This is a genomic window from Rothia sp. QJM3NY_36, from assembly GCF_056173115.1.
The window spans coordinates 1,112,496-1,137,579 of record NZ_CM149658.1 but is presented as its reverse complement, the minus strand read 5'-3'; the positions used below and the strand labels follow the sequence as shown (position 1 = coordinate 1,137,579).

Below are 25,084 nucleotides of genomic sequence, written 5' to 3'. Positions count from 1 at the left end.
CTGGCGGGCCGGCGGGTCCGCCGCGTGGTCGATCCTGCGCCGCACCTCGCGGCGGCAGGGCTCTGGGTGGCGGTGGGTCAGCGGCGGGCCGCGCCGAGTCCGGCGAGCACGGCCTTCAGCGCGGCCGGCACCGTCAGGTCCGCCGCCTGCGGGTCGGTGCGCACATAGCCGTCCACGGCGGTCGCGGCGTCCTTCTCCGACCAGCCCAGCCCGATCAGCGCCTCGGTGACCTGCGGGGCCCAGGCGGGCCCGTCGGCGGAGCCGGTCCCGCCCTGCGGGGCGGGCTCCTCCTCGGGCAGCACGAGCTTGCCGGCCAGCTCCAGCACGATCCGCCGGGCGCCCTTGGGGCCGATGCCGGGGACCTGGGAGAAGGCCTTGTCGTCTCCGGCGGCCACCGCGCGGGCGACGTCGGCCGGTGAGTGCACGGCCAGCACGGCCAAGGCGATGCGCGGGCCGATTCCGGAGACCCCGAGCATCGTGGTGAACACCTCCCGCTCCTCCGCGGTGCGGAAGGCGAACAGGGTCAGAGAGTCCTCCCGGACCACCAGGTGGGTCTGCACCCGGGCCGTCTCCCCCACCTTCAGGCCGGCGAGGGTGGCCGGGGTCGCGGCCACGAGCAGGCCGACGCCGCCCACCTCGAGGACGGCCTCGTGCAGGCCCACGTGGGCCACGGTTCCGGACAGCGTGGAGATCATGCACCCATCCTATTCGAACACATCTGCGAATCCCAGCCTCGGCGTCGGCCGCGGGCTCAGCGGCGGCCGACCCCGCCGGATCCTGCGCCGCGGCGCCCGGAGCGCTCGGCCTCCCGCCAGGCGCGCTGGGCCGGGGTCAGCCCGGTGCGGGTCGCCCGGGCGGGGATCGAGCCCTGGTGGGTCTGCACGCCCGCGGTCATGTCGTAGCCGGTGCCCAGCCCGCCGGAGCGCCAGCCGTGGCAGATCGCCAGGGCTAGCGCGTCAGCGGCGTCGGCCGGGCGCGGCATGGCCTCCAGGCCCAGGATGCGGGTCACCATCCGCCCGACCGAGGCCTTGTCCGCCCGGCCGTCGCCGGTCACCGCGGCTTTGGCCTCGGAGGGGGTGTGCCAGGCCACGGGGATGCCGAGGGAGGCGGCCGCGGCGATGACCACCCCGGAGGCGTGGGCCGTGCCGATGACCGTGTTCACGGATTCCTGGGCGAAGACCCGCTCGATGGCCATGACGTCCGGGCGCAGCTCGCGCATCCAGGCCAGGGCGTGCTCCTGGATGTGCAGCACCCGGGCGTCCAGGGAGTCGGCGGCTTGGGTCCCGGCCACCCCCACCCGCACGAGGCTCGCCTTCCGGGTGGCGTCCATGTCCACGACGCCGAACCCGCAGCGGGTCAGCCCCGGGTCCACCCCGAGGATGCGCAGGGATCGGGTGCTACTCGGCATCCTCGAGCTGGGCCATGACCTCCGGGGAGATCTCCACGTTGGAGTAGACGTTCTGCACGTCGTCCAGCGCCTCGATCGCGTCGGCGAGCTTGAGGAACTTCTTCGCCCCGTCGGCGTCCAGGTCCACGGTCATGGTGGGCCGGAACTGCGGGTCGTCGTTGTTGTACTCCAGCTCGGCGGCGTCCAGGGCCTTGCGGATCTCGGGCAGGTCGGAGGCCTCGGAGATGACCTCGAAGACCTCGTCCTCCTCCTTGACCTCATCGGCCCCGGCGTCGAGCACGGCCATCAGGACGTCGTCCTCGGTCAGCCCGTCCTTCTTGGCCACCTCGGCCACGCCCTTGCGCTCGAACATGAAGGACACGGAGCCGGGATCGGCCATGGTGCCGCCGGAGCGGGTCACCGCGGTGCGCACGTCCGCGGCGGCGCGGTTCTTGTTGTCGGTCAGGCACTCGATGTACAGAGCCGAGCCCTGGGGGCCGCGGGCCTCGTAGAGGATCTCGGAGTAGTCCACGACCTCGCCGGTCAGCCCGGCGCCGCGCTTGATCGCGCGGTCGATGTTGTCGTTGGGCACGGAGTTCTTCTTGGCCTTGGACACGGCCAGGTCCAGGGCCGGGTTGCCGGCGACGTCGGCCCCGCCCATGCGCGCGGCGACCTCGATGCCCTTGATGTACTTGGCGAAGGCCTTGGCGCGCTTGGCGTCGATCGCGGCCTTCTTGTGCTTGGTGGTGGCCCATTTGGAGTGACCGGACACGGGGTCTCCTTCGTGCGTCGGGGAATCGTCGGAAAATCATCGGGGTGCCGCGGGCGCGCCGAGGGGCGCGGGCCCGCGGGCACGGCTGCTCCCCAGTCTAGTGCGCCTGTCCAGCCCCGCCCCGGGACGGCTACCGGACGACTCGCTGACGGCTCTCGGACGGCGCCGGGGGCGGGGTGCGGTGCGGCCGACTCAGCGGGGCCGGGAGGCGGCGACCTCGCGGGCGCGCTCGGTCAGGGTGTCGTCGATCGGCTCGGGGTCGAAGGAGCCGCAGCGGCGCCGGGCGGCTTGGCCGATCAGGTAGTCGGTGATCCGGGGGTTCTTCGGCAGGAGGGAGCCGTGCAGGTAGGAGCCGATGACGTGGTGCACCCGGGCGCCCTCCCCGGCGTCGTCGAGGTTGTTGCCCTGTCCCAGGGTCACGGTGCCCAGGGGCTGGACGTCCTGGCCGAGGTAGGTCAGTCCGGAGTGGTTCTCGTAGCCGACGACCTGCCCGAACTCCGGGGTGTCCAGGACGATGTTGCCGATCAGCCGCTGCCTGCCCCCCACGGTGCGGGCGTCGAAGATCCCGATGCCCTCCAGGACCTGCCCGTCCACGGTGGTGAATTCGTGGCCGAACAGCTGGTAGAGCCCGCAGATCACCAGCATGGGCACGCCGTTCTCGGCCATCCGGCGCAGCCGGGGGGCGATGGCGTGCAGATCCTCCTGGATCACGGACTGCCCCGAGTCCTGGCCGCCGCCGCCGATGACGATGTCCACGTCCTCGGGGAACTCGTCCTCGGGGTTGTAGTCGATGATCTCGGTGGTGTATCCGTGCTTCTGGGCGCGCCGGGACAGGGACAGCACGTTGCCCCAGTCCCCGTAGATGTTCATGTCCCGGGGGTACAGCTGCAGGATCCGCAGGTGGCCCTTGGCCGCTACCTTGTCGGGCTGGTGGGACTGCGCGGCGGGCGCGGTGCGCTCGGTCATGGTCAGATCTCCTCCACGTCGGTGATCCTCCCCAGCTCGCGGCGCAGCACGAGCATGGAGGTGTAGGTGCAGAACACGCGCATCGGGCGGTCCCCGGCCCCGTCCAGGAAGGCGCGCAGGGCCTCGGGAAGCTCCGGGTGCACCTCGCGCACGGGGACGTCGTCGTGCTCCAGGCGCAGGGCCATGTCCCAGGCGCGGGTCCCGCCGACCACGTCCACGCCGCCCTCGCGCAGGACGTCGAAGTCCACGTCCCACAGCCAGGAGACGTCGCGCCCATCGGCGTACTCGTCGTTGATGGTGATCATCGTGGCCCAGTCGTCCCCGGTGGCCGAGGCCAGGGACAGGCGGAAGCCGGCGGGGTTCTTCACCAGCAGCAGCTGCAGGGTGCTCTGCCCGATCCGCACGGATTCCCCGCGCCCGAAGGCCGGGGTGACCTCGGACAGGGCGCGCAGCAGCGCCGCCTCGTCGGTGCGCTCCCCCATGATCTGGCGGGTCAGGGCCAGGGCGCCGGCGGCGTTGTAGATGTTGTAGATGCCGTAGAGGGTGATCTGCGCGGTGACCTCCCGCCCGGCGATGGACAGCACGCTGCGGGTGCCCTCGAAGGCCTCCAGCACGACGTCGGCCTCGGGCAGGTCCGCGGCCTGGCGGGCCGGGGCCTTGTCCCGCATCTCATCGTCGGAGGGGAAGCGGGCGCGCAGCTGCTCGGACAGGCCGTAGTAGACGGCGCGGGTGCCGGGGGTCAGGTCCGCGGCGATCCGGCGGATCCGGGGGTCCTCCCGGTTGAGGACCACGGCCTCGGTGGTGGCCTGGGCGACCTGGGTGAGCATCTTGCGGGTCGTGTCGATCTCCCCGAAGCGGTCCAGCTGGTCGCGCATGACGTTGAGCAGCAGGGCGTGGCGGGGCTTCACGGCCCGCACGAAGTGCACCGCGTGGGCCTCGTCCAGCTCCAGCACGGCGATGTCCGCCTCCAGGCGCCCGCGCAGGTCCATCTCCCCGAGCAGGGCCGCGGCGACCCCGCGCACGAAGTTGGAGCCGGTGCGGTTGGTGAACACCCGCAGCCCCTGGGATTCCAGCAGCTGCACGGTCATCTTGGTGGTGGTGGTCTTGCCGTTGGTCCCGGAGATCACGACGACGCCGTGGGGCAGCCGGGCCAGCTCGCGGGCGACGAAGCCGGGGTCGGCCTTCTCCATGAACAGTCCGGGGAAGGCGGAGCCGCCGCCGCGCAGGCGGGTGGCGGTGCGGATGCCCTGCCCGATCAGGCGCGTGAGGGCTCGGGGTCGCAGGGGGTGAGGCATGGGGACCATCCTACCGATCGGGGCGAACCGCTCGGACCGGGACGTTCCACGCTCTCCCCTCGGGCCGGGATGGCGTGAACGGGTGCGCTGTGGAGGGGCACGGGCGGGCCGGGTGGGGTGATCGGGGCCCGGGCGGAAGCTAGGGTGTGGTCCATGGCACCTGAGATTCCCGAGACATCGCCCCTGCTGAGACCCTCCGATCTGCCCGGTGGACTGCCGGATCTGTCCGAGACCGGTCCTGAGGAGCTGGATCGTCTGCTGCGGTCCGGGATGGCCGCGCAGCGGGATGCCTGGGAGCGGATCGCCGCAGATTCCGCCCCGGCGGATTTCGCCACGGTGATCGAGCCGCTGGAGACGGCGGCCGCGCAGTTTGCCCGGGTCACCGGGATCTTCCACACCTTCATCAGTGCGATGGGCACCGAGGAGGTCCTCGAGCTGCATCGCCGCTGGGCCGGCCCCCTGGCCGAGCATGAGGCGGCCTCCGCCCGGGATCCCCGTCTGGCCCGGCGGCTGGCCGCCGTCGAGGAGGAGGGGCTGGATCCGGTGCGGCGGCATGTGCTGCGGCGCTGGCGCGAGGACTTCGAGGACCGCGGGGCCTTCCTCGAGGAGACCGCCCGGGACGAGGTGGCGCGGATCGAGCAGGAGCTGGCGCAGCTGTCCGCCCGGTTCGGCGCCGGGCTGCTGGCCGGGGCTGAGCAGGCGGGCCTGCTGCTGGAGGACGAGAGGCAGCTGGCCGGTCTGCCCGAGGATCGGGTGCGCCAGGCCGCCGAAGCGGCGCAGCTGGCCGGGCACCCGGGAAGCTACCTGCTGGTGCAGGACCTGTTCGCGGTGCCGTCGGTGCTGTCCTCGCTGCTGGACCGGGACACGCGGCGTCGGCTGTGGCGGGATTCGGTGAACCGGGGGCGGGGCGAAGCCCGGGACGAGGGGGCCGCGGACACCCCGGAGCTGCTGACGACGGCGGCGCGGATCGCTGAGCTGCGGGCCCGCCGGGCCGAGCTGTTCGGGGCCCGCACCCACGCCGAGCTGCAGCTGCGCCGCTCCGTGGCCGGGACCCCGAAGCGGGCGCTGGGGATGCTCGAGGAGCTGGCCCCGCGGGCCCGGGCGGCGTTCCAGCGGGAGCTTGCGGTGATGGCGGAGGTCGCCGGCGTCGAGCCTGGGCAGATCCAGCCCTGGGATGTCCCGGTGCTGCTGGAGCGGGTGGCCCGGGAGCGCTACGCCGTGGATGCCCAGGCGCTGCGCCCATATTTCTCCTTCGAGCGGACCCTGGTCGACGGCGTGTTCGCGGCCGCCTCGCGGCTGTACGGGGTGCAGTTCACGGCCCGCCCGCAGCTGCCCGGATACCACCCGGAGGTGCGCTTCTGGGAGGTCCGCGATGAGCAGGACCGCCTGCTGGGGCTGTTCGGCCTGGATCCGTGGGCCCGACCCACCAAGCAGGGTGGGGCGTGGATGCACGAGATCGTGCCCCGGGACGCCCGGGTCGGCCAGACCCCGGTGGTGATGAACACCCTGAACTTCACCCGTCCCGGGCAGGGCGAGGAGAAGCTGCTCAGCGCGGACAACGTGCGCACGATGTTCCACGAGTTCGGCCACGCCCTGCACTCCCTGCTGAGCACGGTGGTCTGGCCCACCGCGGCCGGGACCAACGTGCCCCGGGATTTCGTGGAGTACCCGTCGCAGGTCAACGAGATGTGGATGTTCCACCCGGAAGTGCTGCCCCACTACGCCCGCCACCACGAGACGGGCGAGCCGCTGCCGACCGAGGCCGCACGCGCCCTGCAGGAGGCGGCCCGGTGGGGTGAGGGCTTCCGCACCGTGGAGTACCTGGGGGCTGCCCTGCTGGACATGGCCTGGCACACCCGCGGCACCGACGCCGAGCCGCTGGAGACTCCGCAGCAGGTGCGGGAGTTCGAGCGGGAGGTGCTGGCCCGGTACGGGCTGGCGGATCTTCCGGTGGCCCCGCGGTATGCGACCGGGATGTTCAAGCACATCTTCGAGGGCGGCTATTCGGCCGGGTACTACTCGTACATCTTCTCCGAGATGATGGACGCGGAGACCGTGGACTGGTTCCGCGCCCGCGGCGGGCTGCGCCGGGAGAACGGGCAGGTGTTCCGGGACCGGCTGCTGGCCCGCGGCTCCGAGCAGGATCCGGCGCAGTCCTTCCGGGATCTGCTCGGCCGGGACCCGCAGATCGGGCCGCTGCTGCGCCGTCGCGGGCTGGTGGATGACGACGCCGAGCGGGATGGTGCCGCAGGAGAAGGTGCCGAGGGGACCGGCGCCGATGAGTGAGGCCGTATCCTCCTGGTCCGCGCTCATCCGGGATCTGGACGGTGCCCCGGTGGTGTGGCGGGATCTGTCCTGGCGGGAGCGGGAGCCGGTGGTCGCCGTCGAGCCCGTGGAGGACGGCGTGCCGTGCGGGACGGTGCTGCGGACCCGGCTGGACCTCGGGGACGCCCCGCTGGTGCGGGCCCTGCCCGTGCCCGACGGCGTCGAGCCGCGCTGGTGCGCCGGCTTCGCCCACGCCGAGGTCGATGAGCAGGGCACGGCGCGGTTCCGCACGGTGGCCTGCCCGAAGCACCAGCGCATCCGCAGCGGCCAGCAGTGCGGGCTGTGTCGGCACCTGGACCGCTTCCGGCCCCTGCACCGGGTGCACCGCGGGGCACGGCTGACCGACGCCGCGCTGGCTTATGTGAGCCGTCCGCACTGGCTGTACATCGCGACCTTCCCGGATGCCGCCTCCAAGGTGGGCACGGCCCATGAGCGCTCCCAGGTGACCCGCCTGGATCAGCAGGCGGCGGCCCGGGCCACCTGGATCGCGCTGGCCCCAGACGGGATCCTGGTGCGCCGACTGGAGGACGCCGTGGGGAGCGAGCAGGGGCTGACCCAGTTCAAGCAGGTGCGGACCAAGCACCGGGCGTGGGCCGCCCCGCGGCCGGCGGAGGAGCTCGACGCCGCGCACGACAGTGCGGTGCGGGCTGCCCGGCGGCTGCTGGCCGACTGGGGCGCTGCACAGGGCCCGACGGCGGGCGCGGCGTCGGACAGTACCGCTGAGGCCGTTCCGGGCGGTGTGTCCGGCGAAGTCTCGAGCGGTGTCTCCGGAGCAGCGGGGTACGCGCCCCCGGAGGTGGGATCCTCCCTGGACGGCGTGGAGCTCGTCCATCAGGCGTGGGAACCGTCCCCCGTGATGGCGCGGATCTACGCCGCGCTAGACAGGGACACCACTCAACCTCTGCAACAGGTCAAAGGTTTCGCCGATCAATCTGCACCTGAGATCGAATCATCCGGAGGCGAGCTGCTGGGGGCGGCGGGCCCGTTCCTGGCCCTCTCCCGCGCCGTCGGTGAGGCGCCCGCGCTGGTCAGCACCGCGGAGTTCAAGCACCGCGAGGTCGTGCTCCGGCGGTGACCGCACGACCCGCCGGGTGCGGCACCGCCCTCTGGGGGTGACGCGCTCCCCGCGGGATGTTCACCCGTTCGTCACCCCGGCCCACCCTTCCGGGCGGCTCGGTCGGGCGGGGCGGTGGTTAGCATGAGCGCATGAGCACCGAGCAGCACGACGATCCCGACGCCCCGGCCCTGTCGGCCATCACGATCTTCACCGGCTCAGCCCTGGGTGATGACTCGGCCTTCGCCCGCGAGGCCCGCCGCCTGGCCGAGCACCTGGCGCGGGAGGGCCTCGGGGTGGTCTACGGCGGCGGGAACGTGGGACTGATGGGCGTGGTGGCCGATGCCGCCCGCTCGGCTGGCGGTCGGGTGCGCGGGGTCATCCCGGAGGGCCTGGTGCGCGGGGAGATCGCCCACGAGGGGCTGGATGCCCTGGAGATCGTCCCGGATATGCACCGGCGCAAGCAGCGGATGAACGAACTCGGGGACGCCTTCGTGGCCCTGCCCGGCGGGGCCGGGACCCTGGAGGAGCTGTTCGAGATGTGGACCTGGCAGCAGCTGGGCTTCCACCGCAAGCCGGTGGCGGTCTACGACGTCGGCGGCTTCTGGTCCCCGATGCTGGCGATGCTGGACGAGATGGTGGCTCGCGGGTTCATCCGGGAGTCCTTCCGGAATCGGCTGATCGTGGCGAGCGAGCCGGACGAGCTGCTGGGCAAGCTGCGGGCCTGGCGCCCGGCCGCACCGAAGTGGGGGCGCTGAGGCGAGGCCCGGTTCAGTCGTCGTCGTCGGCGGGCCAGGCCCTGGCCAGCAGCTCGCGGATCTCGGCGAGGGTCTGGGTAACGGTCTTGGTGCCGGCGACGATCGGCAGGAAGTTGGTGTCCCCGCTCCAACGGGGCACGATGTGCTGGTGCAGGTGCGCGGCGATCCCCGCTCCCCCGATCTTGCCCTGGTTCATCCCGATGTTGAACCCGGCGGCATGGGACTGCTCGCGCAGCACGCCCATGATGATCTGGGTGAACCGGGCGATCTCCGCGGTCTCCTGTTCGGTGGCCTCGTCGTAGTCGGCGATGTGCCGGTACGGGCAGACCAGCACGTGCCCGGGGTTGTACGGGTAGAGGTTCAGCACGACGAAGGCGTGCTCCCCGCGGTGCACGATCAGCGAGTCCTCATCCTTGCGGGTGGGGGCGGCGCAGAAGGGGCAGGTGTGCTCGTCGTAGTCCTGCTGCCCGCCGGAGACGTAGGCCCGACGGTGCGGGGTCCACAGCCGCTGGAAGGCGTCCGGCACGCCGGGCAGCTGGAAGTCGTCGGTGATCTGGTCCGTGTCCTGCGGCTGGCTCATGGCTCCCAGACTAGCCCGTGGCGCGCCCGTGCCGGTGGTGTGCGACGGCGGCGGATTCGGCGGCCGGTGAACCTGCCCGACCGTCGGCGCTGGGCCGGGTATAGGTTGGGAGCCATGCGTCCTCTGACCGAATCCCAGATCCGCTCCAGCTTCATCAACTGCACCAAGGGCGAGGCCTCCCGCCTGAGCCTGCCGGCGGGGCTGGGCGCCTGGGACTGGGAGGCGGAGGTCTTCCTCGGGTGGATCGACCCGAAGTCCCCGCAGCGCGGCTACGCGGTGGTGCCCCAGGAGGACGGCTCCCTGCGCGGGGTCGTGCTGACCAAAGCGACCAACCGCGGGCGGGGATCGGCGCAGATGTGCCAGTTCTGCCTGACCCTGCACTCCGGCTCCGGGGTGTCCCTGTTCTCGGCAGCGCGCCCCTCCGCCAAGGGCGGGAAGGGCCATTACAGCTCGGTGGGCACCTACCTGTGCCAGGACCTGCGCTGCACGGACTACACCCTGGGCCGACGCCGCCCGGAGGGGGTCCGGCAGATGGAGGAGACCATGACCGTGGAGGACCGCCGGGAGCGGACCCTGGCCAACGCCCGCGGATTCATCGACCGCCTGGCCGAGGAAGGCTGAGCTTCGGTCCAGTTAACTCACCGTGTGCTATTTTTAGAGTCGCAATTTGAAAAATACAGCATATAATATGGCCTAGCCCAACGATTCAAAATTTGATGCACCGCAGGGATGTATTGAATGGGTGGCATGGTCAGAAATGCAGAAATAAGATTATAGTAGGCCCTGTAAATAAGGCGATTCGACTTGAAGCGTCTCGGGATGTCGAGAATTACCTTAATCCTCTGGGAGTCCCTGGGCATTGAACCGGAGATTCGTATGAGATTTCGGATATCGCTTCCAGATATTCGCCCATATCCTCTAATCCCAGACAGTTGAAATCTTATGTCGTATGCAATCCGCTGAGCCCTCAACCCGTCAAAAGCCCCGAGTGGGTCACGTTCAACCGTAACAACCCAGAAGAGATAAAGCAGGGGATAGTATATTAAAATAATAACCAGAATCGGAATCAAGCCATCCTGAAACAAGCTGCTAAAGCCGTATTCCTGTGATAAATTATAGAGAGCTTGTAATGTGATTATTATTGGTAATATTACGAATGAGATTATTGATGCAACAAATATAAGAATCGCAAATGTGAATGCGAACGCACTCCGCTTGATAAATGGGACTGGATATTTGTCGTACCCTAATTTCCAGGAGCTTCTTATCGCATTGATTCTCTTCGCTAGGTAATGGTTACCCTGGGCCCGCGACATCGCATTTTGACTCCACGTAAAAAGTTGTTCAACAACCTCTTTTTCACTAGCTTTTGAACTTCTCCCTCCTCTCCGCCACCCGACGTTTCCATTTGACTTAAGAAGATTGTCGTATTTAGTTAAATAATCCAGCTCAGAGTCAGACAATGGGAATCCCAGTCTCTTCTGGCCGGCATTCTTAGAGGCGTCCCAATAGCTCGTTACAATTTTCTGAACTAGCCACACCAAGAGAGTAACGGGGGCTCCCACCATCGGTGGAATCAGGTACGTCCAAAGCTGCTCCATGCTGGGCTTCCCCCGTTGCTATTCAGGCCGCCGTCGGGTCCGCGTTGTTGCGCGAGCGCACGTGCTCGACGATGCGGGCCACCGCCTCGTCCACGGGCACGCCGTTGTCCTGGGAGCCGTCGCGGAAGCGGAAGGAGACCGCACCGTGTTCGGCGTCCTCTCCCCCGGCGATCAGCACGAACGGCGCCTTCTCCTTGGCGGCGTTGCGGATCTTCTTGGGGAAGCGGTCCGTGCTCTCGTCCACCTCCACGCGGATGCCCTCGGCGCGCAGCTTCGCGGCGATCTCGGCCAGGTAGTCGTTGAAGGCTTCGGCCACGGGGATCCCGATGACCTGCACCGGCGCCAGCCAGGCCGGGAAGGCCCCCGCGTAGTGCTCGGTGAGCACGCCGAAGAACCGCTCCAGGGAGCCGAACTTCGCGGAGTGGATCATCACCGGCTCCTGCCGGGTGCCGTCGGCGGCCTGGTATTCCAGGCCGAAGCGGGCCGGCTGATTGAAGTCGTACTGCACGGTGGACATCTGCCAGGTGCGCCCGATGGCGTCCTTGGCCTGCACGGAGATCTTGGGCCCGTAGAACGCGGCCCCGCCCGGATCCGGGACCAGGTCCAGCCCGGTCTCCTCGGCCACCTGCTGCAGGATGGCGGTGGCCTCCTCCCACTGCTCGTCGGTGCCGATGAACTTGTCCTTCTTCTCCCCTTCGGTGTCCCGGGTGGACAGCTCCAGGTAGAAGTCGCTCATGCCGAAGTCGCGCAGCAGGGAGAGCATGAAGTTCAGCAGGTGGCGCACCTCGCCCGGGGCCTGCTCCTTGGTCACGTAGCTGTGGGAGTCGTCCTGGGTGATCATCCGCACGCGGGTCAGGCCCTGCAGCACCCCGGACTTCTCGTCCCGGTACACGGTGCCGAATTCGAAGAACCGCAGGGGCAGCTCGCGGTAGGAGCGGCCGCGGGAGCGGAAGATCTCATTGTGCATGGGGCAGTTCATGGCCTTGAGCCGGTACTTCACCGACTCCTCCTCCATGGGCGGGAACATGCCGTCGGCGTAGTACGGCAGGTGTCCGGAGGTGTAGAACAGATCCTCCTTTGAGATGTGCGGGGTCTTCACGTACTGGAAGCCCTCGGCGATGTGCCGCTCCCGCACGTAGTTCTCCATCTCCCGCAGGATGATGCCGCCCTTGGGGTGGAACACGGGCAGGCCGGGGCCGATGGTCTTGGGGAAGGAGAACAGGTCCAGCTCCTCCCCCAGGCGGCGGTGGTCGCGCCGCTCGGCCTCGGCCAGGCGGTCCTTGTACTCCTGCAGCTGCTCCTTGGTGGGCCAGGCGGTGCCGTAGATGCGCTGCAGCATCGGGTTCTTCTCCGACCCGCGCCAGTAGGCCCCGCCGGTGCGGGTCAGGGCGTAGCCGTTGGCGATGAGCTTGGTGTTGGGCAGGTGGGGTCCGCGGCACAGGTCTTTCCAGACGGTTTCGCCCTTGCGGTCCACGTTGTCGTAGATGGTGATCTCACCTTCGCCGACCTCCACGGAGGCGCCCTCGGCGGCGTCGGCCCCGGAGCCGGGCCCCTGGGACAGGCCCAGCAGCTCGATCTTGTACGGCTCCTCGGCCATCTCCGCGAGCGCCTCGTCGTGGGTGACGACGCGGCGGCGGAAGGTCTGCCCGGACTTGACGATCTTCATCATGGACTTCTCGAGCTTCTTCAGGTCCTCGGGGGTGAAGGGCTCGGCGACGTCGAAGTCGAAGTAGAAGCCGTCGGTGATGTAGGGGCCGATGCCGAGCTTGGCATCGGGGCGCAGCTGCTGGACGGCCTGGGCCATGACGTGGGCGGCGGAGTGGCGCAGGACCTCCAGGCCCTCGGGCTCGTGGATGCGCACGGGCACGACGTCGTCGCCTTCGGCCAGCTCGGTGGACAGGTCCTTGAGGGTGCCGTTGATGCGGGCGACGACGATGTCCTGCTCATCGGCGAACAGCTCGGCCGCGGTGGTCCCGGGGGTCGCCTGCTGGGCTTCGCCGTCGACGTAGAGGTGCAGGGTCTCGGCCGGTGCGGCCATGGGCGTTCACTCCTTGTTCGGTGGCACGCCGGTACCGGGGGCGTGCTGGTTCGGGTGCGGGCCGGCCTCGGATGGGCGAGCACCGTGGCCATTCTACCGTCTGCGCTCCTGGCCGGGGCGTGCCTGGTCCCCGGGGAGAGGGCGGGGGGATCAGATGAGCAGGGCCGGGACGATCGCGGCGAGGCCGGGGGCCACGCAGGTGATGCCCAAGGACAGGGCGAGCAGGCGGCGGAACAGGGCCTGCTGGTCGCGTTCGTCGGTGTAGGAGATGATCAGGGTCCCGGCGACGTGGATGGGGTTCATCACGGTGAGGGTCGCTGGGGCGGCGACGGCGGCGAGCACCCAGGTCAGGGCGGGGTTCTCCCCGAAGGCGGAGAAGACCAGGGGCATGACCAGGCCGAGGACCCCGAGGGTCGAGGATTCGATGTTGCACAGGGCGGCGGTCATGTAGGCGAGCAGGAACACCAGGAGCACCTGGCTGCCGGTGGATTCCAGGCCGGCCTGGATGGTGTCCATGGTGCCGATGCTCTGCAGGGCGCCGAGGTAGGTCAGCAGACCGCACAGCAGCAGCACGGAGGGCCAGGGCACGGAGCGCAGCAGCTTCTTCTCCTCGGGCCGGAAGAGCAGCTGGAGCACGATGACCAGGGCGACGGCGGTGAGTCCGACGTCGGTCTTGGCGAAGACGACGAACAGGACGAAGACCAGCAGGGAGGCGGCGGCGGTGATGGCGTAGGCGGGGCGCAGCCCGCGGGCGGCGTCCTCGTCGACGATGACCAGGGGCCGGGTGTAGGGCTGGGCGTCGGCGGCGATGTCCTGGGGGTTCTGCCCGGCGGCGGGGCCGCGGAAGCGGGCCAGGCCGATCTGCAGGACGAGGACGACGGCGGCGGCCATGGCCAGGCTCAGGGCCCAGATCAGCCAGGGCTGGTAGCTGATGTGGTGCTGGTCGGCGACCTTGCGGATGACGGCGCCGGCGGGGTTCAGCGGGGAGAGTCCGGCGGAGTTGGCGCCGATGACCACGGCGAGCTCGCTGATGAGGAAGGAGCGGGGGAAGCGGCGGGACAGGTGCGCGATGGTCGGCACGAGCAGGGTGATGGGTGCGGTGGCGAAGGCGCCGAGGGAGGACAGGACGGCGCCGATGAGGAATCCGGCCCAGGGGATCAGGTGGGTGCGCTCCCCGATGAGGCGGTAGACCCGGTCCACGAACCAGGTCAGGGCCCCGGAGCGCTCGAGGTGCCCGAACAGCAGGGAGACCCCGACCAGCAGCACGAAGATCGAGCCGGGGAAGGCCTCGTAGACGTCCTCGGCGGTGAGGTGGGCGGTCAGGGCGAGGACGAAGGTCGCGGCCAGGGCGAGCAGGCCGATGTTGATGCGCCGCCAGATCGCCAGGATGAGGGCGAGGGCGAGCAGCGCGAGGGAGAGTGTCTGGACCGGATCCACGGTGATCCCTTCGGTGGTGCGGCGCGGGGCCGGGGTCGGTGCGGAGGCCCCGGTCGGGTGCTGCGGGGTGTGTGAGGCGTGCGGCGGCGGGCTGCGATGCGCGCCACCCGGAGATCCATTGTAGGGCGATGCTCCTGGGGGCCAGTCTCTTCCCATCGTCCCTGCCCGTCTGTACTCTTTTCTGTACAGATACCGCGGGGAGAGGGGCGGCAGTGAAGACGATGACGTATACGGAGTCCCGGGCGCGCTATGCCGAGGTGCTGGACGGCGTGGTGCAGGACCGGGAGGAGGTGGTGATCACCCGCAGCGGTCACGACCCGGTAGTGATCCTCTCCCTGGCGGAGTATGAGTCGCTGAAGGAGACGGCGCACCTGCTGCGCTCCCCCTCCAACGCCCGTCGGCTGCTGGATGCGATGCAGCGTTTGGAGGCAGGAGAGGGCGAGCGCCACGAGCTCGTGGACCCCGATGCCTGACCTGCTGCTGACCTGGGACCCTGACGCCTGGGAGGACTACCTGTGGTGGCAGCGTCAGGATCGCGCCGTGCTGCGTCGGATCAACACGCTGATCCGGGACATCCAACGCCACGGGAATGAGGGCATCGGCAAACCGGAGCCGCTTCGTCATGACTTCGCCGGATACTGGTCCCGCCGGATCACTGCGGAACACCGACTGGTGTATCAACTCACCGACCGCCAGGTGCTCATCGCCGCGTGCCGCTATCACTACGGGCAGTGAGTCCCCGGCCCCGATCCGTCTGCCGGCTCAGCCGGCGGCCAGGGGGCGGGTGCGCGCCGGGGCGAAGGGCAGGGGCGCGGTCCCGTCCATGAGCTGGCGCAGGTCCCAGGCCTGGTGGGCGGTCACGGAGATGCCGCGGGGCCCGGTGCGCCGGGTGGTGCCGCGGATCAGGAGCATGGGGGTGCCGAACAGCTCGGGTCCGGACAGGGCCTGGGCGTCATCGAAGAAGGCGGCGTCCACGCAGCCGGTGCCGTCGTCCACGGAGACGAAGACCACCCGCTTACCGGACTTCATGGGCGGGGTCATCGTGGAGACCCGCACCCCGGCCACCCACACCTCGGTCCTGTTGCGCAGGCTCAGCAGGTCCGCCGCGCGGGTCAGCGGCCAGTCCGCCAGCCGGCCCGCCCACCCGGCCATCAGGTGCGCGGAGACATCCAGGCTCAGCACGTCCAGTTCGGTGCGCAGGGTCGCGGCCAGATCCGCGCTCTCCCGCGCCGGGTGGGGGTTCTCCGCCGCCCCCAGGGGCAGGGCCAGCTGCAGCGGGATCGCGCGCACCGACGTCGTCCGCAGGTCCTCGCTCCGCCGCACCTCGCCCCGCTGGCCCTCGGCCCACTGTCCCGGGGCGGCGACGCCGTCGAACACGGCCGGGTCCAGGGCGCCGATCGCGGCCAGGCGCTCCAGGGAGGGCCGGTGCGGGCGGACCCGGGCCCGCAGATCCGCCGCGGAGGTGTACGGCGCGCCGGCGATGATCCGGTCGATCTCCGCGGCGGACAGCGCGGAGACCTGGGTCAGGGGCAGCCGGATCGCCCAGTCCCGCGCCCGCCCCGGCTCCGCGTCCTCGGCGCTCCCCCGATGCTCCACCCGGTAGCTGGTCCCGGAGCGGTTGACGTCCACCGGCAGGATGCCCACCCCCATCCGGCGGGCGTCGGCCAGCAGCAGCCGCTGCGGGTACATGCCGGGGTCGTGCTCCAGGACCCCGGCCATGAAGTGCGCCGGGTAGTGGGTCTTCAGCCACGCGGACTGGTAGGTGGGGATCGCGAAGGCCGCGCCGTGGGCCTTGCAGAAGCCGAAGGAGCCGAAGGCCGCCAGGGCCTCCCACACCCGGTCGATCACGGGCCCGGGGTACCCGCGGGCCGCGGCGGCCTTCCGGAAGAACGCCTCGGTCTCCGGCTCCCGCGGGCCGCCGAGGGTGCGACGGCGCTCATCCGCGGCGGCCAGCCCACACCCGGTCATCCGGTCCACGATGTTGATGATCTGCTCGTGGAAGACCATGACCCCGCCGGTCTCCCGCAGGTACGGGGCAAGATCCGGGTGGATCAGGGAGGGCGCGGCGAAGCCGTGGCGGGATTCCAGGTAGGGCCGGACCATGTCCGAGTGCATGGGCCCCGGGCGGAACAGGGAGATGTCGATGATCAGGTCCCCGACCTCCCGCGGCTGCATCTTCCCGATCAGCTCCCGCTGCCCCGGGGATTCGATCTGGAAGCAGCCCAGGGTCTGGGTGGAGCGGATCAGCTCGAAGGTCTCCTCATCCCGGGTGTCGATGGCCTCCAGGTCCGGGCGGTGGCCCAGCGTGTGCTCGATCTCCTCGAGGGTGTGAGCCATCGCGGACTGCCTCCGCACCCCCAGGATGTCCAGCTTGAGCAGGCCCATCGGGTCCATGTCGTGCTTGTCGTACTGGCTCATCGGCAGGCCGATGCCGGAGGGCTGCACCGGGGTGCGCCGCAGCAGGGAGGCGTTGGAGAGGATCACCCCGCACGGGTGCATGGACAGGTGCCTCGGCAGGCGGTCCAGGCGCTCGACGAGGTCGATGAGCAGGTCCACCCGCGGGTTGCGCGCGGCCTCCTCCCGCAGCCCGGCCAGCTCCGGCTGGTGAGCCAGCTGTTCGCGCAGCCGCCCGGCGGGGATGCGCCAGATGGCCCGGGCGATCCGGTCCGTGGTGGCCTGCTCCAGACCCAGGGCGCGGGCGGCGTCGCGCACCGCCCCGCGGGCCCGGTAGCCGTTGTGCATGGACATGAGGGTGACCCGCTGGGACCCGTAGTGCTCGAGCACGGCCCGGTAGATCTCGTGGCGGCGGGCGGATTCGACGTCGATGTCGATGTCCGGCAGGGTCGAGCGCTCGGTGGACAGGAACCGCTCGAAGACCAGCCCGTACTCCAGGGGGTCCACCACGGAGATCCCGAGCAGGTGGTTGACCAGGGAGGAGACCCCGGAGCCGCGGGCGGCGTGGCGGATGCCCAGTCCCCCGATGAGCCGGGAGACGTGGGCGACGGTGAGGAAGTAGGAGCTGAATCCCAGGGTCTCGATGACGGCCAGCTCCCTCTCCATCCGCCCCCGGGGGCTCTCCCAGTGGGTCGCGGCGATGCCGGGCCCCCGCACGGTGCGCTGCGCTTCCGCCCCGTAAATCCGGTGCAGGGCCGCCTCGCATCGGGCCCGCAGCTCCCGCATGGGGGTGTCCCGGGTGCCGGTCAGGTGCGCCTCCGGGACGGTGGGGGTGCCGTAGCCGAGGTCCGCGGCGGGACTCAGGGCGCAGCGCTGGGCGGTTTCGGCGGTGGCCCCGAGCAGCCCGGTGGCGCTCACCGGGCCGGTGGCCGCCGCGGCGATGCGCCCGGCGATGCGGTGCATGGCAGCCGGATCCTTCAGCCAGCCCTGCCCGTTGGGCTGGTGGTGGGCTTCGCCCAGCGGGGTGAGTCCGCGGGCGGCGTCGAGCACGTCCGCGGTGACGGCCTGGTCCTCGGTGGCGTAGCGGGCGGCGTTGCTGAGCACCGCCGGCACCCCGGCCTCGGCGGCCAGGTCCGCCAGGCGGGCGGCGTGGGACAGGCCGTAGGGGGCGCCGGGGTGGGTGAGCCGATCCACCAGGTGCACCCGCACCCGGTGGGCCCCCAGCGCGGCGCGCCAGGCGGCCAGGGCCGCCCGGGCCCGGCGGTATCGGCGGGCGGCGGCCAGGCGCCCGACGTCGGAGTCCGGGCCGAGCAGCACGACGAACCGGCCGTGCCCGGCGGCCGCGGCTTCGGCGAGGTCCGCCAGGCTCAGGTGGGGCCGGGTGCGCAGGGGCGGGAGGCCGCTGCGCCCGACGCCGCCCACCTCCCCCAGGTGGGGTGATCCGCCGAGGGCTGCGGCCCGGTGCTCGCCGTGGGCGCGGGAGATCAGGGCGCACAGGTCACCGTAGCCTCCGCCGCCGTCGTGGCCTTCGGCCAGGATCACGATCCGCCCGATCAGTCGCTGCCGGGTCGGGTCCGCGAGCGCGAGGTCCGCCCCGAGGATGGGGGCGATGCCGTGGTCCAGGCAGGCCCGGACGTGTTTGACGGCGCCGTAGAGCCCGTTCCGGTCGGTCAGCCCTACGTGGGTGGCTCCGTGGGCGGCGGCGGCCGCGACGATCTCCTCCGGCGTGCACACGCCGTAGTGCGCGCTGTAGGCGCTGTAGGAGACCAGGTGCGGGAACGTCACACCCGTTATCGAACAGGTGTTCGAATCTTAAGTCAATCGGAGGTTGCCGACGGCGCGCCCGCTGCCGAGATGCGCAGCACGGAGGCGACCAGCTGGGAGTTTCCCGCGGCGGAGGTTCCGTCCGGCAGCACCAGCGTGTCCTCCAGGCCGATCCGGGTATCCAGGTGCTGTTCCCGGGCGATGCGCAGCACGGGCCAGGCGCTGCGCTCCTCCCCGTGCAGGAGGGGGACGGACTCCGGTGCGCTCTCGCGCACCACCTGCAGCATCTCGTGCGCCTCTGCTGCAGCGCGGGGAGCCGGGAGGTCCTGGACCTCCAGCAGTGGACGGAGGCAGCGCCGCCTCAGGGGCGAGTCCACCCATGCCCGGGCGGCCCCGGCGTCCCACAGACCAGCCTCCACGGCGATCCCCCGCGCGAGGAGAGCAGACGCCAACTCCTCGGCGCCGTCTTCATGCCAGTTCACCGAGGCGAAGTCCGGCAGCGCGGTCCAGGACCGGATGCGCTCGATCCGCGCAGCAGGCTCGGTCTCAGCCCAGGCGCCGGTGGTCACGCCGATCCGGATGCGTGGGAGGGCTCGACGGAAGGCACCGACCCACCGCGCCACATCTTCAGCACGCAGACTGTCCCGTCCGGCCCGGTCTTTAGGGTGCAGATGCACGGGACCCGCACCCAAGGCCGCTGCCTCCACGGCGTCGTCGAGCAGGTCCGCGGGATCCGCGCTGAGCAGCGGATGCTCCGCAGGTGTTCTGGCGCCGTTGACGCAGAGCTTCAGCACCGGACCCCCACCCCGTCGTCTCTGCTCAGTCGTCCTCGGTCCAGCAGCCCGTGGCGGCCTCGGCCTCCCGTTCGGAGAGCACCGGACCCCACCACGCCTTGTCCTGGAAGTGGTCCTCGGTCTGGGCTTCGGGACGGCAGATGTTGGTGATCTCCCCGATACCCTCGATGCGGGTGGTGACCTCCTCGCCGGGGCGCAGCCAGCGGCGCGGCGTCTTGGACATGCCGACCCCAGCGGGGGTGCCGCAGGCGATGACGTCCCCGGGTTCCAGGGACATGAAGGTGGAGATGTAGGAGACCAGCTGGGCGGGGGTGAAGATCATGTCCGCGGTGGTCCCGGACTGGACCGTCTCCCCGTCGATCAGGCACTCGATGCGCAGGCCCGCGACCGGATCCACCTCGTCTCGGGAGACCACGTACGGGCCCACCGGGGTGCAGTTGTCCCAGTTCTTGCCCTGGAACCACTCGGAGGTGCGGCCCTGCCAGTCCCGCACGGAGACGTCGTTGAGGATGGTGTACCCGGCGATGGCCTCCAGGGCCTGGGCCTCGTCCGCCCGGCGCACGTTCTTGCCGATGACCACGGCCAGCTCCGCCTCGTAGTCCACCTTCTGGGATTCCGGGGGCAGGGCGATGGGGTCGGCCGGGCCCACCAGGGCGTTGCGGAACTTGGTGAACACGGTGGGGTGCTCGGGGATCTGCACACCCACCTCGGCGGCGTGGTCGTGGTAGTTCAGCCCGATGCACAGGATCTTGCCCGGCTTGATGGGCATGGTGGGGATGATCTTGCGAGGGTGGGTCAGCTCGGTCTGACCCACCCCGGAGAAGTAGTTGATCTGCTCGCGGACCAGGCCGCTGTGGAAGAAGTCGGTGTCCACCACGGAGGCGGTGCCGAGCTCGCGGAGGTAGTACCGCTGCCCCTCGATCTCCACCCACGTGTAGATGCCCGTGTGCTGTTCGAAGAGGCTCTCCACGTAAGCGCGTCCCAGTTTCATGTTCTCCCCAGCATCGGTGATGGATGTCCTGGTCAAGAGTACCGACCCAGGAGGATCCACGTCCCCGTGTTGCGGTCCCTTTCCAGGGAGATCGTACGCAGGTCCTCCGCCGCCACCTGGAAGGACGCCGCCGCCCCGGCGCGGCGTCGCCCGGAGCCCGGGCCCGCCTCCGGGGCCACCTGCACCTGCCATAGCTCCCGGTCCACCAGGTGCGGGCATCGGTCCTTCGGGGCGCGGGTGACCTCCTCCCACCACGCCCGGCGCTCGAACCACTGCACCGGGTCCGCCGCGACCCGGTACCGCGCACCGTCGATCTCCACGCGCAGCGGCTGGCCCGCCGTCGTCGTCCTGACCCGTGCCGTAACCATGGAACCCCCTCGTTTCGAAGATGAGTTCGAAACGCTAGGAGGGGCGACTGACAGATCGAAGCGGCCCCGCCCGCACCACCCGGGTCAGGGGCGGCGCGGACGGGGCCGCGGATCGGAGGGAAGGCGGGGTCAGGAGGCGGAGGAGGCCTCGTGCTCCCCGCGAGCGCGTTCGAGCAGGTCCCGGTAGCGGGTCTCGGACTCGATCAGCTCGTCCCGGTGCTTCTGCTTGATGCCGGGCAGCTTGCGCCGGTGCTTCTCCAGCTTGGCGTTGAGCCGGATCCGCTCCTCGTCCGGGGCGTCGTCGGGCAGGTTCAGGTAGGCCTCGGCGGCCTCCCGGGCACCGTTGATCGCACGCACCGCCTGCCCCTTGGGGGTGAACAGGGAGGCCAGCACGGTCACGGTGAGCACCCCGATGATCACGATCAGGGACAGCCCCGTGGAGACCTCCACGACGTGTACGGGCTCGCCGTCGTTGACGAACGGCAGGGTGTTCTCGTGCAGGGCGTGCAGGATGAGCTTGACGCCGATGAACGCGAGGATCGCGGACAGGCCCCAAGAGAGGTAGATGAGCCGGTCCAGCAGCCCGTCGATGAGGAAGTACAGCTGGCGCAGGCCCATGAGGGAGAAGGCGGTGGCGGTGAACACGATGTACGGGTCCTGTGTGAGACCGAAGATCGCGGGGATGGAGTCCAGGGCGAACAGCAGGTCGGTGCCGCCGATGGCGACCATGACCAGCAGCATCGGGGTCATGACCTTCTTGCCGTCGATGTGCGTGAACAGCTTGTCGCCGTCGTACTCGTCCGAGGTGTGCATGAACCGCTTGGCCAGGCGGATGACGATGTTGTCCGCCTCGTTCTCCTCGTCCTTGTCCGTGACCTCGTCCTTGACGAGGTTGCCGGCGGTGTAGATGAGGATCAGGCCGAAGAGGTAGAAGACCCAGGACCACCGGTTGATGGCCGCGGCACCGACGAAGATGAACACGGTGCGCATGATCAGGGCGAAGATGATGCCGAACAGGAGGACCTTCTGCTGGTCCGCCCGCGGCACCTTGAACGAGGCCATGATGATGAGGAAGACGAAGAGGTTGTCCACGGACAGGGCCTTCTCCGTGATGTAGCCGCTGTAGTACTCGGCCCCGTACTGGGCGCCGTCCATCCAGAAGATGAGGATGCCGAACAGCAGGGCGATGCCGACGTACACGGCGGACCAGATGGCCGCTTCCTTGATGGTGGGTTCGTGCGCCTTGCGCACGTGGAAGATGAAGTCGTAGGCCAGCAGGGCCAGGATGACGCAGATGGTGATGGTCCACTGCAGCGCGGAGATCTCCACGAAGCCTCCTCGGGCTTTCAGGGGTGGGTGAGGTGGGTGCGGCAAGCCGCACAAGTCTCTCCCGCCGTCCCTGCCGTGCTGTGTCGGCTCCGCGCTGCGGCGCCGGGGCCCGACGACGGCGGGGCGGCCCCCGCATCCGGCCGGGCGACGGCGCCCGACGTGCTGACGTCTGCGGGGTGGTGGGGATACTCCCTTGCTCGAGGGGATATGCTACCTCACCGCGGGCCCCGGGGATGCCGTACCCTGGTGACTGAGCATCCGTCCCGCCGATCCTTCCCGGAGGTACCCCTCTTGTCCGAGCAGCGCCAGAAGCAGCCCGCCCACGTCACCGGCTTCATCCTGATCGCCGTGTTCTGCGTCGGGGTCGCCCTGTTCCTGTGGGCCATGCCCACCGACAACCCGGACTTCGTGCTGTGGGGCCAGATCTTCCTGGGCTTCACCGCCTTGTTCTCCCTGGCCGCCGCGATCTACGGCTGGGTCCGCCCGGTGGAGCACGGCACGGATGTGGAGGTCTCCGGGGACCACTGAGGCCCCGCACTCCCCCGGCTCCGGCCGGCCCGAGACGCGAGAAGGCCCCGCGCCTCCGTTCGAGCTTCCGCTCGATGGGGCGCGGGGCCTTCCGTCATGCCGGGCAGGCTGATCCGGTCGGGATCAGTCGTGGATCCGCTCGGCCAGGTCCTGGGTGGAGGTGTGCTCCTGGACGAACAGCAGCGCGATGATGGACAGCACCGCGGCACCAGCCACGTACAGGCCCACCAGGCGGATGTCGCCGGTGATGCCCCACAGCCAGATGAAGATGAACGGGGCGACGGCCGCCCCGAGGATCGAGGCGATGTTGTAGGACAGCGCGCTGCCGGTGTACCGGGTGTTGGCGGGGAACAGCTCGGAGAGCAGGGCGCCCAGGGGCCCGAAGATCAGCCCGAAGACGAAGAACCCGAGGGCCAGGGCGAAGAACACCTCGCCGTCGGAACCGCGCAGCAGCCACGGCACGGCCAGCCCGAAGGCGGCGACGACCACGTGGAAGCCGATCATGGCCTTGCGCCGGCCCCACCGCTCGGCGAGCACCGCGCCGACCACGTTGCCGACGACGAGCAGCAGCACCGCGCCGATCATCAGCAGCAGGAACTCCGAGCGGCTGAAGCCGAGCCCGGGGACGAAGGAGGCGGCGTCGAAGGCCTTGCCGGTCTTCTCCGCGGCGGCCCGGGCGGCGTCCTCGGTGGCGGCGGTGGTGCCGTAGGTGAGGGTGAAGGTGGTGAGGAAGTAGAAGGTGACGTAGTTGGAGACGGTGGCGATGGTTCCGATGGCCACGGTCTTCCAGGAGCGGCGCAGCACCTCGAGGGCGGGCACCTTGGCGACCTTCCCGCTCTCCTGCACGCGGGTGAAGGACTCGGATTCGAGCAGCTTCATCCGGGTCCACAGGCCCACGAACACGAGGATGGCCGAACCCCAGAAGGGCACGCGCCAACCCCAGGTCTCGAAGGACTCGGGAGCCATCTGGGAGGTGATGATCAGGAACAGCCCGTTGGCGACGATGAAGCCGGCCGGTGCCCCCTGCTGCGGGACGGAGCCGTACAGGGCGCGCTTGCCGACGGGAGCGTTCTCGGTGGCGAGCAGGACGGCGCCGGACCATTCCCCGGCCAGCGCCATGCCCTGGGCGAAGCGCAGCAGCACGAGGATGGTCGGGGCGGCGACCTCCCAGCCGGGGGTCAGCGCGGTGGGCAGGCAGCCGATGAGGAAGGTGCCGCCGCCCATGAGCAGCAGCGCGAGCACGAGGGTGTTCTTGCGCCCGAGGCGGTCCCCGAGGTGCCCGAAGATCACGGAGCCCAGGGGTCGGGCGATGAAGGCGACGCCCAACACGGCGAAGGAGGCGAGCAGACCGGTGATGCCGGACTGGTGCGGGAAGAACAGCGAGGGGAACACCAGCACGGCGGCCGTGGCGTAGATGTAGAAGTCGTAGTACTCCACGGTGGTGCCGATGAGGCTGGAGAAGATGACGCGCCCGGGCGAGTTGCGGCGGGCGGGCGCGGGTGAGGCGGAGCCCTGCGGCGGCTGGGCGCGCTCGGGTGCGGTGGTGGTGGACATCGGGCGGATGGGTCCTTCGCGGTCGTGGGTGCGCCGTCGAGCTCTGACCCCGGGGTCCTGGCTGCGAACCTCGGGGATGAGACGACGACGGCGGGTGGGACCTCTCCATGGTGGGGACCCTCCGCAGAGTGGGCAAACCTGTGCCAGAATAGTGCTCATTCTGCTCACTCTGTGCGGGTAGTGGTGACTGTTTCTGCGCAGATCGTTCATTGGGAGGGTTTCTGGTGCCTCAGGACACACGGGGCGGGGCGGGCGCACCGACGTCGCTGGATCGGACGGATCTGCGGATCCTGCGGGTGCTGGAGGAGCATCCGCGGGCCACGGTGGTGGCGATCGCGGAGCGCACGCGCCTGGCCCGACGCACGGTGCAGGCGCATCTGGAGCGGACGCAGGCCGGTGGGGCGCTGCGCTCCCCCAGCGTGCGGGTGGAGCCGGAGGCGCTGGGGTATCGGGTGAGCGCGCACGTGGCGGTGGAGCTGGATCAACGCCAGATCGATGACACGGTGGCGGGGCTGACCCAGATCCCGGAGGTGGTGGAGGTGCAGGCCCCGGCCGGGGAGACGGACCTGCTGGTGCGGGTGGTGGCCCGGGATGAGGAGCACCTGTACCGGGTCTCCGAGGAGATCCGCCTGTGCCCGGGCGTGCTGCGCACCCGCACCTCCCTCTACCTGCGGACCCTGGTGAAGTACCGGATGGCGCAGCTGCTGGAGTGACCGTCTCACCCCGACCCCTCCCCGGCCCGGTTGAATTTTCAACCCGCCCGGTCGATGACGATGTTCGCCGCAGCTGAATATTCAAGCGTCGCCCCTGGAGCTGAAAATTCAGCTGCCGCAGAAGCGCACCTAGCGCTCGGGCCAGCTGAATATTCAGCTTCCGCCGCGTCCGCCGTCCCGCCCCGGCAGATGAATATTCAGCTCCCGCAGGAAGGATCCAGGAACCCAGAGGGCGACTACTCCAGGCGGGCGTGGGCACGGACCACGTCCGCGAAGTCCTCGTCCACGGCCAGCCCCAGGGCCAGGGCGCGGGAGATGTCGAACTCGCCCGGCCAGGAGCACACGATCTCCGCGACGCGCGGATCCGGCTCGTCGTAGACCAGCTCCCGGGTCTCTGCACCGGCCACGACCTCCAGAGCATCCAGCATCATGATCT

Annotated in this window: 24 protein-coding genes; 8 read left to right on the top strand and 16 right to left on the bottom strand. The window is 70.0% G+C overall.

What is annotated here, in order from left to right:
* Nucleotides 1-77 precede the first annotated feature (77 nt).
* The 5 genes from ruvA to AC0VXQ_RS04965 form a co-directional block, all read right to left on the bottom strand.
* Complete coding sequence (gene ruvA, locus AC0VXQ_RS04985) at nt 78-695, bottom strand: Holliday junction branch migration protein RuvA (RefSeq protein WP_058731445.1); 618 nt, start codon at nt 693-695, stop codon at nt 78-80.
* 56 nt (nt 696-751) lie between these two features.
* Nucleotides 752-1,408: a crossover junction endodeoxyribonuclease RuvC gene (locus tag AC0VXQ_RS04980; protein WP_058731446.1), complete on the bottom strand. Its 657-nt coding sequence runs from the start codon at nt 1,406-1,408 to the stop codon at nt 752-754.
* A complete protein-coding gene (locus AC0VXQ_RS04975; RefSeq protein ID WP_058731447.1) occupies nt 1,398-2,159 on the bottom strand; it encodes a YebC/PmpR family DNA-binding transcriptional regulator in 762 nt (253 codons plus the stop codon). Before AC0VXQ_RS04975 ends, AC0VXQ_RS04980 begins: the two co-directional genes overlap by 11 nt.
* Before the next feature lie 192 nt (nt 2,160-2,351).
* The gene (locus AC0VXQ_RS04970) at nt 2,352-3,125 is read right to left on the bottom strand and encodes a type 1 glutamine amidotransferase (protein WP_196825990.1); all 774 of its coding nucleotides are present in this window, start codon (nt 3,123-3,125) and stop codon (nt 2,352-2,354) included.
* A gap of 2 nt (nt 3,126-3,127) precedes the next feature.
* The gene (locus tag AC0VXQ_RS04965; protein WP_058731448.1) at nt 3,128-4,429 is read right to left on the bottom strand and encodes a Mur ligase family protein; all 1,302 of its coding nucleotides are present in this window, start codon (nt 4,427-4,429) and stop codon (nt 3,128-3,130) included.
* Between the two features lie 144 nt (nt 4,430-4,573).
* On the opposite strand from AC0VXQ_RS04965, the gene AC0VXQ_RS04960 reads away from it, so the two are divergent.
* The 3 genes from AC0VXQ_RS04960 to AC0VXQ_RS04950 all read left to right on the top strand — a co-directional run bounded on the left by AC0VXQ_RS04960 (nt 4,574) and on the right by AC0VXQ_RS04950 (nt 8,557).
* The gene (locus AC0VXQ_RS04960) at nt 4,574-6,706 is read left to right on the top strand and encodes a M3 family metallopeptidase (RefSeq protein ID WP_358293106.1); all 2,133 of its coding nucleotides are present in this window, start codon (nt 4,574-4,576) and stop codon (nt 6,704-6,706) included.
* Entirely contained in the window at nt 6,699-7,820 is a 1,122-nt protein-coding gene (locus tag AC0VXQ_RS04955) for a hypothetical protein (protein WP_358293103.1), read from the top strand. Before AC0VXQ_RS04960 ends, AC0VXQ_RS04955 begins: the two co-directional genes overlap by 8 nt.
* A gap of 131 nt (nt 7,821-7,951) precedes the next feature.
* Nucleotides 7,952-8,557, top strand: coding sequence for an LOG family protein (locus AC0VXQ_RS04950; RefSeq protein WP_061225542.1), 606 nt, complete (start codon nt 7,952-7,954; stop codon nt 8,555-8,557).
* Nucleotides 8,558-8,570: 13 nt separating this feature from the next.
* Here AC0VXQ_RS04950 and AC0VXQ_RS04945 read toward each other — a convergent pair whose 3' ends face one another.
* On the bottom strand, nt 8,571-9,137 hold the full coding sequence (locus AC0VXQ_RS04945) for an HIT family protein (protein ID WP_061225543.1): 567 nt from the start codon (nt 9,135-9,137) through the stop codon (nt 8,571-8,573).
* A 114-nt stretch (nt 9,138-9,251) separates the two neighbouring features.
* Between AC0VXQ_RS04945 and AC0VXQ_RS04940 the strand changes: the two genes are divergently transcribed.
* On the top strand, nt 9,252-9,758 hold the full coding sequence (locus tag AC0VXQ_RS04940; RefSeq protein WP_064725371.1) for an FBP domain-containing protein: 507 nt from the start codon (nt 9,252-9,254) through the stop codon (nt 9,756-9,758).
* Between the two features lie 17 nt (nt 9,759-9,775).
* Here the strand turns inward: AC0VXQ_RS04940 and AC0VXQ_RS04935 are convergent, their stop codons facing one another.
* The 3 genes from AC0VXQ_RS04935 to AC0VXQ_RS04925 all read right to left on the bottom strand — a co-directional run bounded on the left by AC0VXQ_RS04935 (nt 9,776) and on the right by AC0VXQ_RS04925 (nt 14,213).
* The gene (locus AC0VXQ_RS04935) at nt 9,776-10,738 is read right to left on the bottom strand and encodes a hypothetical protein (protein ID WP_358293098.1); all 963 of its coding nucleotides are present in this window, start codon (nt 10,736-10,738) and stop codon (nt 9,776-9,778) included.
* Between the two features lie 22 nt (nt 10,739-10,760).
* Nucleotides 10,761-12,776, bottom strand: a complete 2,016-nt coding sequence (gene thrS / locus AC0VXQ_RS04930; protein WP_100463619.1) for a threonine--tRNA ligase — start codon at nt 12,774-12,776, stop codon at nt 10,761-10,763.
* 150 nt (nt 12,777-12,926) lie between these two features.
* Complete coding sequence (locus AC0VXQ_RS04925; RefSeq protein WP_061225436.1) at nt 12,927-14,213, bottom strand: SLC13 family permease; 1,287 nt, start codon at nt 14,211-14,213, stop codon at nt 12,927-12,929.
* Between the two features lie 212 nt (nt 14,214-14,425).
* Here AC0VXQ_RS04925 and AC0VXQ_RS04920 point away from each other — a divergent pair, with 212 nt between their 5' ends.
* Nucleotides 14,426-14,686: a type II toxin-antitoxin system Phd/YefM family antitoxin gene (locus tag AC0VXQ_RS04920; protein ID WP_058731839.1), complete on the top strand. Its 261-nt coding sequence runs from the start codon at nt 14,426-14,428 to the stop codon at nt 14,684-14,686.
* Between the two features lies 1 nt (nt 14,687).
* A complete protein-coding gene (locus tag AC0VXQ_RS04915) occupies nt 14,688-14,948 on the top strand; it encodes a Txe/YoeB family addiction module toxin (RefSeq protein WP_061225494.1) in 261 nt (86 codons plus the stop codon).
* A gap of 27 nt (nt 14,949-14,975) precedes the next feature.
* Here AC0VXQ_RS04915 and AC0VXQ_RS04910 read toward each other — a convergent pair whose 3' ends face one another.
* The 5 genes from AC0VXQ_RS04910 to AC0VXQ_RS04890 form a co-directional block, all read right to left on the bottom strand.
* A complete protein-coding gene (locus AC0VXQ_RS04910) occupies nt 14,976-18,392 on the bottom strand; it encodes a PHP domain-containing protein (RefSeq protein WP_475529321.1) in 3,417 nt (1,138 codons plus the stop codon).
* Between the two features lie 32 nt (nt 18,393-18,424).
* Complete coding sequence (locus AC0VXQ_RS04905; RefSeq protein ID WP_058731290.1) at nt 18,425-19,165, bottom strand: 3-keto-5-aminohexanoate cleavage protein; 741 nt, start codon at nt 19,163-19,165, stop codon at nt 18,425-18,427.
* Between the two features lie 25 nt (nt 19,166-19,190).
* Nucleotides 19,191-20,156, bottom strand: coding sequence for a fumarylacetoacetate hydrolase family protein (locus tag AC0VXQ_RS04900; RefSeq protein WP_058743454.1), 966 nt, complete (start codon nt 20,154-20,156; stop codon nt 19,191-19,193).
* Between the two features lie 32 nt (nt 20,157-20,188).
* Nucleotides 20,189-20,524, bottom strand: coding sequence for a hypothetical protein (locus AC0VXQ_RS04895; RefSeq protein ID WP_058731292.1), 336 nt, complete (start codon nt 20,522-20,524; stop codon nt 20,189-20,191).
* 129 nt (nt 20,525-20,653) lie between these two features.
* Nucleotides 20,654-21,853 carry a TerC family protein gene (locus AC0VXQ_RS04890; protein WP_058731293.1) on the bottom strand — a complete coding sequence of 400 codons (1,200 nt, stop codon included), beginning with the start codon at nt 21,851-21,853 and terminating at the stop codon, nt 20,654-20,656.
* A gap of 291 nt (nt 21,854-22,144) precedes the next feature.
* Here AC0VXQ_RS04890 and AC0VXQ_RS04885 point away from each other — a divergent pair, with 291 nt between their 5' ends.
* Entirely contained in the window at nt 22,145-22,381 is a 237-nt protein-coding gene (locus tag AC0VXQ_RS04885) for a hypothetical protein (RefSeq protein WP_061225442.1), read from the top strand.
* A 123-nt stretch (nt 22,382-22,504) separates the two neighbouring features.
* On the opposite strand, the gene AC0VXQ_RS04880 is transcribed toward AC0VXQ_RS04885, so the two are convergent.
* On the bottom strand, nt 22,505-23,935 hold the full coding sequence (locus tag AC0VXQ_RS04880) for an MFS transporter (protein ID WP_475529318.1): 1,431 nt from the start codon (nt 23,933-23,935) through the stop codon (nt 22,505-22,507).
* Nucleotides 23,936-24,159: 224 nt separating this feature from the next.
* Between AC0VXQ_RS04880 and AC0VXQ_RS04875 the strand changes: the two genes are divergently transcribed.
* The gene (locus tag AC0VXQ_RS04875) at nt 24,160-24,648 is read left to right on the top strand and encodes an Lrp/AsnC family transcriptional regulator (RefSeq protein WP_081046127.1); all 489 of its coding nucleotides are present in this window, start codon (nt 24,160-24,162) and stop codon (nt 24,646-24,648) included.
* Between the two features lie 236 nt (nt 24,649-24,884).
* Here the strand turns inward: AC0VXQ_RS04875 and AC0VXQ_RS04870 are convergent, their stop codons facing one another.
* Entirely contained in the window at nt 24,885-25,079 is a 195-nt protein-coding gene (locus tag AC0VXQ_RS04870; protein WP_058731296.1) for a hypothetical protein, read from the bottom strand.
* Nucleotides 25,080-25,084 lie beyond the last annotated feature (5 nt).